General features: G+C 73.6%; 9 protein-coding genes. 4 read left to right on the top strand and 5 right to left on the bottom strand.

All coding sequences use genetic code 11. The features are described from left to right. Positions 1-820 precede the first annotated feature (820 nt). The 5 genes from GVV04_RS13305 to pcaF form a co-directional block, all read right to left on the bottom strand. Complete coding sequence (locus GVV04_RS13305) at positions 821-1,321, bottom strand: DUF456 domain-containing protein (RefSeq protein ID WP_161687995.1); 501 nt, start codon at positions 1,319-1,321, stop codon at positions 821-823. Further along, positions 1,318-3,495 carry a putative bifunctional diguanylate cyclase/phosphodiesterase gene (locus tag GVV04_RS13300; protein WP_161687993.1) on the bottom strand — a complete coding sequence of 726 codons (2,178 nt, stop codon included), beginning with the start codon at positions 3,493-3,495 and terminating at the stop codon, positions 1,318-1,320. Before GVV04_RS13300 ends, GVV04_RS13305 begins: the two co-directional genes overlap by 4 nt. Before the next feature lie 6 nt (positions 3,496-3,501). Beyond that, positions 3,502-4,314, bottom strand: coding sequence for an SAM-dependent methyltransferase (locus GVV04_RS13295; protein ID WP_161687991.1), 813 nt, complete (start codon positions 4,312-4,314; stop codon positions 3,502-3,504). A gap of 212 nt (positions 4,315-4,526) precedes the next feature. Next, positions 4,527-8,363: a ricin-type beta-trefoil lectin domain protein gene (locus tag GVV04_RS13290; RefSeq protein WP_161687989.1), complete on the bottom strand. Its 3,837-nt coding sequence runs from the start codon at positions 8,361-8,363 to the stop codon at positions 4,527-4,529. Between the two features lie 197 nt (positions 8,364-8,560). Beyond that, positions 8,561-9,766, bottom strand: coding sequence for a 3-oxoadipyl-CoA thiolase (gene pcaF, locus GVV04_RS13285; RefSeq protein ID WP_161687987.1), 1,206 nt, complete (start codon positions 9,764-9,766; stop codon positions 8,561-8,563). A 97-nt stretch (positions 9,767-9,863) separates the two neighbouring features. Between pcaF and GVV04_RS13280 the strand changes: the two genes are divergently transcribed. The 4 genes from GVV04_RS13280 (at position 9,864) to GVV04_RS13265 (ending at position 14,141) form a co-directional block, all read left to right on the top strand. Then, positions 9,864-10,829 (top strand): glutathione S-transferase family protein, encoded by a 966-nt coding sequence (locus tag GVV04_RS13280; protein ID WP_161687985.1) that lies wholly within the window; start codon positions 9,864-9,866, stop codon positions 10,827-10,829. Beyond that, the gene (locus GVV04_RS13275) at positions 10,822-11,541 is read left to right on the top strand and encodes a DUF998 domain-containing protein (RefSeq protein ID WP_161687983.1); all 720 of its coding nucleotides are present in this window, start codon (positions 10,822-10,824) and stop codon (positions 11,539-11,541) included. The genes GVV04_RS13280 and GVV04_RS13275 overlap by 8 nt, the downstream gene beginning before the upstream one ends. 206 nt (positions 11,542-11,747) lie before the next feature. Further along, positions 11,748-13,037: a dicarboxylate/amino acid:cation symporter gene (locus tag GVV04_RS13270; RefSeq protein ID WP_201753491.1), complete on the top strand. Its 1,290-nt coding sequence runs from the start codon at positions 11,748-11,750 to the stop codon at positions 13,035-13,037. Between the two features lie 36 nt (positions 13,038-13,073). Beyond that, a complete protein-coding gene (locus GVV04_RS13265) occupies positions 13,074-14,141 on the top strand; it encodes an NADH:flavin oxidoreductase/NADH oxidase (protein ID WP_161687979.1) in 1,068 nt (355 codons plus the stop codon). Positions 14,142-14,149 lie beyond the last annotated feature (8 nt).

Below are 14,149 nucleotides of genomic sequence, written 5' to 3'. Positions count from 1 at the left end.
GACCGACAGCGACTCCAACAAAGCGGACGCAGCAGTGGAAACTCCGGCAAAGGCTTCAGCCCATAGTTTCACTCAATGATCAATCTGCGTCTCGTGCCGATCAAGCGCAAGAGCGCGGCATTCCCGCCGCCGGGAATAGCGGAGTGTCCGATCCCGCTCGACGTTCATCCACTCTCCGGGAATCCCGTTCCGCTCCTTGCGGATGACCCGAATTCTTGGCCAGGGCCTCGGACTGACCGGTCCTGCGCTGTGTCCCCTCTCCCGCGAATGTTCCGGGCACGTCGACCGCCCACGCCGCCCCGCACGCCGGGCAGTCGGGTGGGCGGCCTGACGACTGCGCCCCGCACCCGGGGACCTGCCTTCCGGTCCCTACGGAGCTGCCCCGTCCACGCGCCCGCTCCACCGACCGCACAAACGGGGCAGCTCCATAGGGACCAACGGAGGGTAGGCCGACCCGGCGAAGGACAACCCGGCGAAGGCCGACACGGCGAAGGACAACCCGGCAGGGGCCGATGGTGTCGGCAGCGCGCGCATCCCTGGGTTGGCCAAGCCGGAGACCCACGACTTTGCCGGGGCCCTGAGGGCCAGCCCGCCGCCGTTTCCGTACCGCCTAATTGCCTTGCCCCCGAGAGCCGGCGACGCGCATCCTTGAGCCTGTGACCAGGCCCGATCCGGACGGGCCACCGGCCGGGCGCTCGGCAACGCCCGGTCCGCGCGGCGGCGCGGGGCGTTCACCTCTCTCTCACGTACGGCGATCCGCCCCGCGCCGCCACCCCGAACGCACCCGGCCGCACCGGGCGCACCCGACGACCGCCGATGCTCACGCGAGCAGCAGGCCCGCGACCCAGAGCACGCCGATCACCAGGCCGGCGAGGAACTCCACCAGCATGGACAGGCCGGCGGCCTTGAGCGCCTGCACGGTCGACGGCCACGCGAGCCGATTGCTGCCCAGTCGCAGCCGCTCGGCACCCCACACCCCGCCGACGAAGCCGACCACCAGCCCCACCACCGGGATCACGAAGAACCCGACCAGCCCCAGCACGCCGCCGGCCAGCAGGGACGACGTCGGCACCCCGGCGCTCTTCAGGTTGCGCCCCGGCCACAGGTACTTGACCACGGCTCCGCCTGCCGCGACCACGGTGGCGGCGGCCAGCACCAGCCAGCGGCCCGCCCCGGCGTCGCCGAACAGCGCCCACACCAGCACCCCGCCCCAGCACAGCGGCAGCGCGGGCAGCCCCGGCACCACCACCCCGGCCAGCCCGGCCACGATGGCCAGCGCGGCCACCACGGAGACGACCGCCTGCGAGTCCGTCAGACTCATGCCACTCCCTCTGGGCAATCGTCGCCGCGCAGCCGGGCGGTGATCACGTCGGCCGGGGCCGGGCCGCCGAACCAGCACCCCTGCCCGGTGTCGCAGTGCAACGCGCGCAGCCGCTCGGCCTGCTCCTGGGTCTCCACCGCCTCGGCGGTGACCCACAGCTCCAGGGCGTGCGCCAGCCGGACCAGCGCGTCCACGATCCGCTCGTCACGGTGGTCGGCCGGGTCCAGCGGGTCGTCCGCCCGGATCCCCTCCACGAACGGCCCGGCCAGCTTGAGGCAGTGGATCGGCAGTCGTCGCAGGTACGCCAGGTTCGAGTACCCGGTGCCGAAGTCGTCGATCGCCAGCCGTACGCCGAGGTCGGCGAGCTGGCGCAGCGACCACAACGGCTCCCCCGGGGTGCCCATCACGGCGCTCTCGGTCAGCTCCAGCTGGAGCAGAGCGGCGGGCAGCCGGGTGCGGCTCAGCACGCTCGCCACCGTGTCCACGATGCCCGGGTCGTTGGCCTGCCGCGCGGCCAGGTTGACACTGACCACCAGGTTCGCCTCGGGGAACTCCCGGTGCCACGCCTCGGCGTCGCGGCACGCCTGCCGGAGCACCCACTCGCCGAGCCGGACGATCAGGCCGGTCTCCTCGGCCAGCCCGATGAAGCGGTCCGGCCCGACCAGCCCCAACTCCGGGTGCTGCCAGCGGACCAGTGCCTCGACGGCCACCATCGAGGAGTCCCGCAGCGACACGATCGGCTGGTAGTGGAGCACGAACTCGCCCCGGTCCAGCGCCGCGGGCAGGCCGGCGACGAGCGCCGAACGGGCGATGTCCTGGGCGCTGCGCTCCGGGTCGTAGACCGCCCACCGGCCGCGCCCCTCCGCCTTCGCCCAGTACAGGGTGGTGTCGGCGGCCTTCATCAGCTCCGACGCGCTGGTCTCGGCGCAGGGGCACTCCACGATGCCGATGCTGGCCGACACCGCGAGCTGCTGGTCGCCGACGTGCACCGGGGCGGAGACCGCCGCGAGGGCCATCTCCGCGACGCCCACCGCGTCGTCGATGCCGTCGCCGCCGTCGACGAGGATGACGAACTCGTCACCGCCCATCCTGGCGACCAGGTGGCCGTGCCCGGCGACGCACTCGGCCAGCCGGCGGGCGATCACGATCAGCAGCCGGTCGCCGAGGTCGTGGCCGAGGCTGTCGTTGACCGCCTTGAAGCCGTCCAGGTCGAGGAAGCAGACCCCGATCCGGTGGTCCGGGCCGGCGTCGCCGAGCACCTGGCCGAGGGTCTCGAAGAACAGCGTACGGTTGGGCAGGCCGGTGAGCGGGTCGTGCAGCGCCTGGAAGCGCAGCCGCTGCTGCAGCTCATGCCGCTCGGTGATGTCCTCGATCATCGCCACGGTGAAGCGCGGCCGGCCGTCGTCGTGCCGGATCAGCGAGACGGCCAGGTCGGTCCACACCACGCTGCCGTCCTTGCGGTGGTAGCGCTTCTCGACCCGGGCCGAGTCGTGCTTGCCCTCGATCAGCTCCTGGTACAGCTCCCACATCCCGGCGGCGTCCTCGGCGTGGGCCAGCGCCGCCACGTTGATCTGCCGCAGCTCCTCGATCGAGTAGCCGAGCATGTCGGCGAAGGACTGGTTGACGTCGGTGATCTGCCCGTCGACGCCTGCGACGCCGATCCCGATCGCCGCCCCGGTGAAGACGGCCCGGAACCGCGCCTCGCTGTCCCGCAGGGCCTGCTCGACGGAGTCCCGGGCCTGCCAGGCGCTGCGGGCGATGCGTTCCTGCTGGGTGAAGACGCGGGCGCGCAGCGCCCGGGCGAACCCACCGGCGAGAGCGCCCTGCAGGGCGGCGACCCGGTCGGCCGTGCCGGGCCGGGCCTCGTGGCCCGGCAGCACCTGGGCCGCGAGCCGCTTCCCGAGCGCGGTGACCGACCAGTCCAGGAGCCCGGGCTCGGTCAGGTGCGCCTCGACCAGCGCCCGGCCGACGTCCTCGGCGGGCTGGGCGGAGAACGCCTCGGCGAGCAGCGCCTGGGCCAGCCGTACCGTGTGCACGAACAGGAGCCGCTCGGTCTCGTCGGCGCTCAGCGGCACGAACCCGAGCCGGCGTGCCTCGCGGGCCCAGCCGGCGGCGTACGCCTGGGCGCCGGCCCGGCTGAGCTGCTCGCCGCCGGGCTCCGGCACGGCTGTCATGCCCGCCTAGCCGGCGGGCTGGTCGTACCGGGCGACACCGCCGAACGCGCCGAACCGCTCGGGGTGCTCGTCCACGTCGGACGGCGAGTCGGGCCGCCACAGCGGCATGTGCACGACGCCCGGCTCCAGGATCGTCCAGTCGCCGAAGAAGCCGGTGACCTCGGCCCGGGAGCGCAGGGTGATCTCGGTGTCGGTGCGCGCCGACAGCCGCTGCGCGTCCAGCATCTCCTGCGGCTGGTCCTCGAACGTGGAGTGGGAGACGACCAGGAAGCTGCCGGGGACGACGGCGGCCCGCAGGGTGGCCAGGACATCGGCGGGACGGTCGGCGTCCGGGACGAAGTGCACCACCCCGGCGAGCAGGACGCCGACCGGGCGGCCGAAGTCGAGCAGGCCCGTGGCCCGGCACTCGGCGAGGATGCGTTCCGGCTCCCGCAGGTCGGCATGGATCACGCCGGTCAGGTCGTTGCCGGCCAGCAGCTCCCGGCTGTGCGCCACGGCCACCGGGTCGATGTCGACGTAGACCACCCGGGCCTTCGGATTCGCGGCCTGGGCCACCTCGTGGACATTGCCCACGGTGGGAATCCCCGAGCCGATGTCGAGAAACTGGTCGATGCCGGCGTCGAGCAGCACCCGGACCGCGCGGCGCAGGAACTCCCGGCCGGCGCGCATCGTGGCGGGCAGGTTCGGCGTCATGCCGGCGATCTGCTCGGCCAGCTTCCGGTCGATCTCGAAGTTGTGCGCGCCGCCGAGGAAGTAGTCGTAGACCCTGGCCGCGCTCGGCCGGCTCAGGTCGATCTCGGTGGGAAGCCCGTCCGGCATGTGTGTCGCACCCGCCCCTCGTCGCCCAGTCGTCGCCGCGTCGGCCGCAGGGGCGCGCGAGAGCACCCCGACAGCGGCCCGCAGGACCCGTGGTCTGTGGTGTTCCACACTCTAGTACTCGGACGTCACCTGAGCTTCCGGCTGCCGTCCGTGATCGGCACCGCCTCAGCGCCGATCGGCCGGGCCGCGTGGAGCGGCCCGGCCGACGCTCGTCAGGCTCGGACCGGCAGCGTCCAGGTGCTACCCGAGCAGGAGCCCAGGTAGAGGCCGGACAGGCGGTTCGGGCCGGGTGCCGTCAGGCACAGGCCGGATGCCGTGTTCCTCAGCGAATTGCCGGATTCGACGGTCCAGACCTGGGTCGCGTCCGTGGTGCTGCACGGGCCGGTGCCGACCTGCGTGCCGGACGCCGTGCCGCCACCGAGCGGCATCATGCAGCTGTTCTGTACCTCGAGGCGGCCGTCGGCGCGGGCGGTCCACAGCTGCGCATTGGTGTAGTTGCAGGTGTACAGCCACAGGCTCTGGTTGGGGCCGCCACGGTCGACACAGAGACCGCCCGGGTGGATGATCAGACCGGCCGCGCCCGGCGCGATGACCAGCCAGACGAACGACGTGGTGGCCACGCCGGACGTCGACTGCGCGCGCACCGACACCGTGTACCTGCCCGGGGTGGTCGGCGTGCCGGAGAACGTGGTGCCGGAGACGGTCAGGCCGGCCGGCAGCCCGGTCGCGGTGACGGCGGGCGTCGGGCCACCGTTGTACGTGACGCCGAGCGCCAGCGACACGGCCGTGCCGGTGACGGACTGCTGCGCGACCGGCGTGGTGATTCGCGGTGCGGTCGGCAGCGCCCAGATCTGCAACTCCGTCGCCGCACAGTCCGCGAGCGTGAACTGCACGTCGTACGCCAGCGACGGCGCGGTCAGGCACTTGCCGGAGGCCGGGTTGCGCAGTTCACCGTTCTCGGTCGCCTGCCATACCTTGTCGGCGGCACCGTCGCAGCTACGCCGCGTAATGAGGGCGGAGGCGGTCATGCAGCCGTCCTGCACCTGCAGCCCGCCGTCCGCGCGGACCGTCCACTGCTGCGTGTTGCTGTCGCCGCAGCGCCAGACCAGGATGGGGTTGCCGTCCGTGGTCACGCCGCGCGAGTTGTCCAGGCACCAGCCGCTCGCGTTGCGGATCTGACCGTGCATGACGGTCCACTGGAACGACGTGGCGCCGATGCCGCCGGCCGAGTCGGTGACCGTGACGATCGCCTCGCCGGCTCCGACGGCCGTGGGCGTGCCGGAGAGCGCACCGGTCGACGCGTTCAAAGTCACGCCGGACGGCAGGCCGGTGGCCGCGTACCGGCTGATGGTCCTGGACGACTGCGCGGTGAAGGCCAGCGCCGGGGCGGCGGAGGTCGTCCACTGCTGCTTCGTGACGGCACCGAGCACGACCGGGGCGGTCGGCAGGTTCCAGACCTGACCGGCGCGGGTGGCGCAGGTGGCGATCGTGAGCTTGACGTCGTTGTCCCCGGTCGGCGCCGTGAGGCACTTCCCGGTCGCGGTGTGCCGAAGCGTGCTGCCGGACACGGCCCAGACCTGCGCTGCCACGGTGCCGCAGTCGCTCACCACGACGGAGACACCGTCGTCGGCCACGGTCACGCACTTGGCGTACACCTCGAGGCGGCCGTCGGAACGGACCGTCCACATCTGCGAGTTTTGTCCGTTGCAGGTGTGGAGCTGGATCGGGTTGCCGTTGGTGCTGTTGGCGTTGGGCAGGTCGGCGCAGTAGCCGTTGATGCCGAGGATCCGGCCTTCGCCGACCTGCCAGGCGAAGGATGCGGTGCCGGTCTGGCCGGTCTCGTTCGCCACGGTGAGCGTGACCGCGGACGTCCTGCTCGTGGTGGCCGTACCGCTGATCATCCCGGTCGCGGCATTGATCGACAGTCCGGCCGGCAGCCCGGTCGCGGACCAGGTGAGGCGCTGCGTCGTGTCCAGGTTCGAGGCGAACACGGCCTTGCGGATCGTGGTGCCCTTGACCGTGCCCTGGAAGCCGGGGTTCTCCACCGAGACCACGTCGACGCCCACACCGGACGGCGCGTTGAACATCTGGAGCGCCCCGGCCCCGCAGGTCGCAAGCGACAGCTGCGCGGTCCAGTTCGCGGACGCGGCGGTCAGGCACCGGCCGGTGGCCCCGTTGAACACATCGCCGCTGGTCCGCGCGAACCAGAGCTGTTCGGCAGAGCCGTCACAGGTACGCAGCACCACCCGAGTCCCCGACGTCATGCACTTGCCCTGCACCTCGAACCGGCCGTTCCCGGGTACGGTGAACAGTTGCGCGCCGTTGCCGCTCGAGCATGGCCAGAGTTGGAGCGGGTTGCCGTCCGTGGTGTTGCTGCTCGTATTGTCCACGCACAGCGAGCCCGGCCCGGTGAACGCCCCACGGCCCACGATCACAGTCCAGCGGAACGACGTGGTGGTGCTGGCTCCGGCCGCGTCGGTTGCGGTGACCTGCGCGGTGCTGGTGCCTCCCGTGGTGCCGGTGCCGCTGATCACGCCGGTCGTGGCGTTGATCGACAGGCCGGCGGGCAGACCGGTGGCGGCGAAGCGGACCGCCGTCGGCGCGGTGATCTTCCGCAGCGTCACGGCCTGGCCGACCGCCGTGTACTGCGCGCCCGGGTTCGTGATGGCGGGGCCGCCGCACCGCGTGTTCAGCAGCCGGTCCGGCGATCCGGTGCCCGGGTCGGAGATCAGGCCGGTGGTGGCGCAGCCGACCAGCGCGTTCCGGACCTGTGCGGGCGTGGCCGACGGGTGCGCGGCCAGGTAGACGGCGGCGGCACCGGTCACGATCGGTGCGGCCAGCGACGTGCCGCTGGACGCCACGGTCGCGTCGTCCGCAGTCCAGGCGCCGGTCTTGATGCTGGTGCCGGGCGCGAAGATGTCGAGACACGAGCCGTAGTTCGAGAAGCCCGCACGACGGTCCCGGTCATCGGTGGCGCCGACCACGATCGCCTCGGCAACGCGCTGCGGCGAGGTCGCGCACCCACCGTTGTTGTCGTTGCCAGCCGCGATGACGTAGGTGATGCCGGACGCGGTCGACGCGCGGATCGCGTTGTCCAACGTGTCCTGCGGGCCGGTGGACCAGCTCATGTTCACCACGGCCGGGCGCGGCGCGGTGCTGGTGACCCAGTCGATCGCGGTCAGCGCGTCCGCAGCCGCACCGGCGCCGTCGCAGCCGAGTACGCGTACCGGATGCACGGTCGCCTTCTTCGCCACGCCGTAGGCCGTGCCGGCGGCCGCGCTGGCCACCGCGGTGCCATGCCCGGCGCAGTCGTTGTGGTCGGTGCCGGGGCTGCTGCCGCCGATTCGGCCGGCGAACTCGGAGTGCGTGGGACGCACGCCGGTGTCGAACACGTAGACGTGCGCGCCGGAGCCGTCGTTGTCGTAGTCGTAGGTGCCACTGGGGGTACGGCCGGGCTGGTCGACCCGGTCCAGGCTCCAGGAGGGGTCGCTCTGGGTGCCGGCCGTGGTGACCACCAGGTCCGGCTGCACGGACGCAACGCGTGCGTCGTGCGCGAGCCGCTCGGCATCGGCCGCGGACATGCGTACCGAGAAGCCGTGCAGCGCCGCGGTCCAGACACCGCCGAGCTTGCCCGAGTAGTCGGCGGCCAGTTCACGCGCGTCCGAGCGGATCCGGCCGGCTTCGTCCGCCCTGACGGTGACGATGTAGCTGCCGGAAATCGCCGTACCGGCTGACGGGGCGGCGCCCTTCCCGGCCACGGGCGGGGTGGCGGCCTTCGCGGCCACGGGCGGGGTGGCGGCCTTCGCGGCCACGGGCGGGGTGGCGGCCGGAGCGGCCGCGGTGCTTGCCGGGGCGGCAGGAGCCTGCCGGGTGGATTCCTGGCCGGCGGGTGTGCCGTTGACCAGCAGGGCCTCGGAGGTGCCGGAGTCGGGGAAGCCCGGCGCGACCGCCACAGCGGTCAGGGTCAGCAGCGGGAGCGCCAGCAGTGCGCCGGCCACCGGCAGGAGACGGCGCCGGGGCGCGGTGCCCGGCTTTGGGGAAGGATTCATACAGCCGCTTTCTCTCGGTCGAGGGCTGTGATCGCTTGTTGGTACACAGTGGTGCGACCGACCGCAATCAGGCGCGTCATGCTATACCGGTTGTCGATCATGGACAGTCGGCGGACATCACAGCATTTGTAGCTGACCCGCTACGCCGCCGACGGTGCGGCCGGGCTGCTCAGTCAGCAGCCCGGCGGCCCGGTCGGTCAGCTGGCTGACTCCAGCATCAGCGAGATGCCCTGCCCCACCCCGACGCACATGGTGGCGAGCGCCCGCCGGCCACCCCGGCGGCGCAGCTCCAGCGCGGCGGTGAGCGCCAGCCGGGCGCCGCTGGCCCCCAGCGGGTGCCCCAGGGCGATCGCGCCACCGTTGGGGTTGACGTGCTCGGCGTCCTCGGGTAGGCCCAGCTCGCGCAGCACCGCCACCGACTGGGCGGCGAACGCCTCGTTCAGCTCGATCACGTCGACCTGGTCGAGGCCGACGCCGAGCCGGTCGAGCAGCCGGCGGGTGGCCGGCACCGGCCCGATCCCCATCACCCGGGGCGGCACCCCGGCGGCGGCGGCGCCGGTGACCCGGGCCAGCGGGGTCAGCCCGTACCGGGCCACCGCCGCCTCGCTCGCCACCAGCAGGGCGACCGCGCCGTCGTTGACGCCCGAGGAGTTGCCGGCGGTCACCGTGCCGCCGGACCGGAACGGGGTGGGCAGCGCGGCCAGCTTCTCCAGCGAGGTCTCCCGGGGGTGCTCGTCGACCTCGACCAGCCTCGTCTCGCGCCGTCCGGCCGGCACGGTCACCGGCACGATCTCCTCGGCGAACCGGCCCCCGGCCTGCGCCCTGGCGGCCCGCTGCTGAGACCGGTACGCGAACGCGTCCTGCGCGGCGCGGTCGACGTCGTAGTCGGCGGCCACGTTCTCGGCGGTCTCGGGCATCGAGTCGGTGCCCCACTCCTTCTCCATCAGCGGGTTGACCAGCCGCCAGCCGATCGTGGTGTCGTACACCTCGGGGGACCGGGAGAACGCCGAGGTGGCCTTCGGCATGACGAACGGCGCGCGGCTCATGCTCTCCACCCCGCCGGCCACGACCAGCTCCGCCTCCCCTGCGACGATCTGCCGGGCGGCGGTGGCCAGGGCGTCCAGGCCCGAGCCGCAGAGCCGGTTCACGGTGCTGCCGGGCACCTCGCCGGGCAGCCCGGCCAGCAGCGCGGCCATCCGGGCCACGTTGCGGTTGTCCTCGCCGGCCTGGTTGGCGCAGCCGAACACCACGTCGTCGACCCGGGCCCAGTCGACCGACGGGTGCCGGGCGACCAGCTCGCGGATCACGTGCGCGGCGAGGTCGTCGGGGCGTACCCCGGACAGCGCGCCGGCGTACCGGCCGATCGGGGTGCGGACACCGGCCACGAGATATGCCACGGTCATCGACGTAGTCCTTCGGGGTGGAAAGGCCGGCACGGAGCCGCCTGGTCACGGCGACGCGGGCCAGGATATCCGCGCGGTGAGCGGATAGGTTGTCGGCATGGCCCGGGCCCAGTTCAGCGCAGAGACCTCCGGCAGCGGGGAGTTCGTCCGCCAGCCCAACCGCTTCACCGGGCGGGTCACCCCCGACTCCGACTCGCCGCCCGGCGACGGGCCGGACGCCCACGGCCGGTGGCCCCTCGAAGCCGGCCGGTACCGCCTCGTCTGGTGCCGGGCCTGCCCCTGGGCACACCGGGCCCGGATCGTGCTCGGCCTGCTCGGCCTGGACGACGCGATCTCGCTCGCCACGGTCGACCCGATCCGCGACGAGCGGGGCTGGCGGTTCACCCTCGACCCCGGCGGGCGGGACCCGGCGCTCGGCATCTCGTACCTGTCGGAGGCGTACCTGGCGACCGACCCGGGGTACACCGGCCGGGTGACCGTGCCGGCCCTGGTCGACACGCTCAGCGGGCGGGTGGTCAGCAACGACTACCCGCAGCTCACCCTGGACCTGTCCACGCGGTGGCGGAGCCTGCACCGACCCGGCGCCCCGGACCTCTACCCCGTCGGGCTGCGCGACGAGCTGGACGCGCTGATGGCCGAGATCCACCGCGACGTCAACAACGGCGTCTACCGGTGCGGCTTCGCCACCTCCCAGGCCGCGTACGACGAGGCGTTCACCGCGCTGTTCGCCCGGCTCGACGCGCTGTCGGAGCGGCTGGCGGGCCGGCGCTACCTGATGGGCGACGCGATCACCGAGGCCGACGTGCGGCTGTTCACCACGCTGGTCCGGTTCGACGCGGCGTACCACGGGCACTTCAAGTGCAACCGGCACAAGCTGACCGAACTGCCCGTGCTGTGGGCGTACGCCCGGGACCTGTTCCAGACCCCCGGGTTCGGCGACACGGTCGACTTCGACCACATCAAGCGGCACTACTACGGCACCCACCCGGCGATCAACCCGACCGGGATCGTCCCGCTGGGTCCGGACACCGCCGGCTGGGCCACGCCGCACGGGCGTGGCTGACCGGCGCCGGCCGGCACCGTCCGGGCCGTCCGGGCCGTCCGGCGCCGAGTCCCGGCCCGGCCGCCCCGCGCTCCGGGTCGCCGCCGCGTCGGCCGCCGCCGGCTGCCTCCTGGTGGGCGCGGTCGCGGTGACCGTCGCCGTGGTCGCCGGTCCGGGCCCCGGCCTGACCGGGTACGTCAGCGAGGCCGGCGTCACCGACAGCGGGTACGCCGCGACGTACCGGATCGGGGTGTTCGCCCTGGCCGGCGCGCTGCTGCTGCTCGCCGCGGCGCTGCCGTCGGCGGTGCGGGTCGCGGCTGGCCTGCTCGCCGCCGGCGGCGTGTGCGCGGCGCTCTCCGGCGCGGTGACGTGCAGCGCCGGCTGCCCGCTGCCGCCGTTCGAGCGGGCCACGGTGGCCGACCTCGTGCACGGCGGGGCGAGCATCGCGGCGACGGCTGCCGTGGTGTTCGCGATGCTGGCGGTGCTGTTCACCCCGGCCGCGGCGCCTCGGTTGCGGTGGCTCGCCGCCTGCGGCGCGGCGGTGTCGCTGCCGCTGGCCGGGGCGGTGGGGCTGGCGATGCTCGTCGCGGGCCGGGGCGCCCTGGTCGGCGTGCTGGAACGGGTGCTGCTCGCGGTCTGCGCCGCCTGGGGCCTGGCCACCGCCGCCGCCCTCGCCCGGCGCCGCCGCTGCGGGCCGCCGGTCCACGCCGGCCCCCGCGAACCGTCCCTGTAAGGAGCCTCACCGCCGGCGATCCTTCCACCTGGGGCGGGGGCGGAGTACCGTCGGCAGGCGATGACCAACGTCTGGCACCTCACCGTGCGCCTGTATGTCGACCTCCGACTGCAGGCCAGCGGCGTCTGTCCGGCGCGGCCCGTCTTCTGACGCCCGCCCGACCGACCACCCCCAGACCCCTTGGACGCATCCTCATGGCTTCCGCCCTGCGCAAGTTCCCCTTCTCCGTGCAGATCCTGCTCGGCCTCGTCCTCGGCGTGGCGCTGGGCTTCCTCGCCCGCGCCAACGACCTGAGCTGGCTGGCCAGCACCCTCGACACCGTCGGCGGCCTCTTCGTCCAGTTGCTCAAGCTGGCCGTGCCGCCGCTGGTCTTCACCGCCATCGTGGTCAGCGTGGTCAGCCTGCGCGGCGTGGCCAACGCCGCCCGGCTGGCGCTGAAGACGCTGCTCTGGTTCGGCGTCACCGCCCTGATCGCGGTCGGCATCGGCATCGGCCTCGGCCTGCTCACCGACCCGGGCCGGGGCGTCACCCTGGACGTCGGCGGGGCCGCCCCGCCGAAGGCCACCGGCTCGTGGACGGACTTCCTCACCGGCATCGTGCCGACCAACCCGGTCGGCGCGTTCGTCGAGGGCAACGTGCTCCAGATCGTCTTCCTGGCGCTGGTGGTGGGTGCCGCCGCGCTGCTGGTCGGCGAGGCCGCCGAGCCGTTCGTGGCGCTGAACCGGTCGCTGCTGGCCATCGTGCAGAAGGCGCTGTGGTGGGTGATCCGGCTCGCCCCGATCGGCACCCTCGGCCTGATCGGTCACGCCGTCGCCTCGTACGGCTGGGACCTGCTGGCCCCGCTCGCGAAGTTCACCACCGCCGTGTACGTCGGCTGCGCGATCGTGCTGTTCGTGGTCTACCCGCTGCTGCTGGCCGTCGCGGGCCGGCTCAACCCGCTGCGCTTCTTCGCCGGCGCCTGGCCGGCCATCGAGCTGGCCTTCGTCTCCCGCTCCTCGGTCGGCACGATGCCGGTGACCCAGCGTTCCGTCGAGCGCCTCGGCGTCCCCCGCGACTATGCCTCGTTCGCGGTGCCGTTCGGTGCCACCACGAAGATGGACGGCTGCGCGGCGATCTACCCGGCCCTCGCGGCGATCTTCGTCGCGCAGGTCTTCGGGGTGGACCTCGGCGTCGGCGACTACCTGTTGATCGCGTTCGTCTCCGTGGTCGGCTCGGCGGCCACCGCCGGCCTGACCGGCGCGATCGTGATGCTCACGCTGACCCTGAGCACCCTGGGCCTGCCGCTGGCCGGCGCCGGCCTGCTGCTGGCCATCGACCCGATCCTGGACATGATCCGCACCGCCACCAACGTGGCCGGTCAGGCCGTCGTCCCGACCATCGTCGCCGCCCGCGAGGGCACCCTCGACCGGGCCGCGTACGACTCGGCCGGCCGGCGCGACCTGATCGAGCCGGACGCCCCAGTCCGCACCGACGACCCGATCCCCGTCCCCGCCTGACCCTGCCCCTGCGTTCGGGCCGGAGAGGATTTCCTCATGAGCAGCCTGTTTACCCCGTTGAAGCTGCGGGGCGTCACCCTGCCCAACCGGGTCGCCCTGGCCCCGATGTGCCAGTACAGCGCCGGGCCGGACGGCCTGCCGACCGACTGGCACCGGGTGCACCTCGGCTCCCGCGCGGTCGGCGGGGCGGGCCTGGTGATCACCGAGGCGACCGCCGTGGTGCCCGAGGGCCGGATCAGCCCTCAGGACACCGGGCTCTGGTCCGGGGCGCACGTCGACGCCTGGCGGCCGGTCACGGAGTTCGTCGCCGCGCAGGGCGCGGTGCCGGCCGTCCAGCTCGCGCACGCCGGGTTCAAGGCATCGACGTACCGGCCGTGGGCGGAGCATCGCGGCGGGGTGCCGGACGCCGACGGCGGCTGGGCCCCGGTCGGCCCCGGCGCGGAGCCGTTCGTGCCCGGGTACCGGGTGCCGACCGCGCTCGACGAGGCGGGCATCGAGGGCGTGGTCGAGGCGTTCGCCACGGCCGCCGGCCGGTCGGTGGACGCCGGGTTCACCGCCGTGGAGATCCACGCGGCGCACGGCTACCTGCTGCACGAGTTCCTGTCCCCGCTGACCAACCACCGCGCCGACGCCTGGGGCGGCGACCAGGCCGGCCGGATGCGGCTGACCCTCGCGGTGGCCCGCGCGGTCCGCGCGGCGGTCGGTGAGGAGGTGGCGGTGCTCACCCGGATCTCCGCCACCGACTGGACCGAGGGCGGCTGGACCGTCGAGGACAGCGTGGTGCTCGCCGGTGAGCTGGCGGCGGCCGGCGTCGACCTGGTGGACGCCTCCTCCGGCGGTGCCGCCGCCCGGGCCGCCATCCCGGTCGGCCCCGGCTACCAGGTGCCGCTGGCCGCGCGGATCCGCCGCGAGGCCGGGATCCCGACCGGCGCGGTCGGCCTGATCGTCGAGCCCGAGCAGGCCGAGCAGATCGTGGCCGGCGGGGAGGCCGACCTGGTCCTGCTCGGCCGGGAGCTGCTGCGCGACCCGTACTGGCCCCGCCGGGCGGCGGCCGAGCTCGGCGCCGAGCCGACCTGGCCGGACCAGTACGCCCGCGCCTTCTGACATCGGAA

This window comes from Micromonospora rubida (genome assembly GCF_009908295.1).
GTDB classification, from domain to species: Bacteria; Actinomycetota; Actinomycetes; order Mycobacteriales; family Micromonosporaceae; genus Micromonospora; species Micromonospora rubida.
Note: the sequence above shows the minus strand (reverse complement) of the source record. Positions and strands in the feature narration are given on the sequence as shown.

What these genes read in the sequence shown, in the direction of transcription:
- GVV04_RS13305 (WP_161687995.1), bottom strand. Translation starts at nt 1,321, where the DNA reads ATGAGTCTGACGGACTCGCAGGCGGTCGTCTCCGTGGTGGCCGCGCTG.
- GVV04_RS13300 (WP_161687993.1), bottom strand. Translation starts at nt 3,495, where the DNA reads ATGACAGCCGTGCCGGAGCCCGGCGGCGAGCAGCTCAGCCGGGCCGGC.
- GVV04_RS13295 (WP_161687991.1), bottom strand. Translation starts at nt 4,314, where the DNA reads ATGCCGGACGGGCTTCCCACCGAGATCGACCTGAGCCGGCCGAGCGCG.
- GVV04_RS13290 (WP_161687989.1), bottom strand. Translation starts at nt 8,363, where the DNA reads ATGAATCCTTCCCCAAAGCCGGGCACCGCGCCCCGGCGCCGTCTCCTG.
- pcaF (WP_161687987.1), bottom strand. Translation starts at nt 9,766, where the DNA reads ATGACCGTGGCATATCTCGTGGCCGGTGTCCGCACCCCGATCGGCCGG.
- GVV04_RS13280 (WP_161687985.1), top strand. Translation starts at nt 9,864, where the DNA reads ATGGCCCGGGCCCAGTTCAGCGCAGAGACCTCCGGCAGCGGGGAGTTC.
- GVV04_RS13265 (WP_161687979.1), top strand. Translation starts at nt 13,074, where the DNA reads ATGAGCAGCCTGTTTACCCCGTTGAAGCTGCGGGGCGTCACCCTGCCC.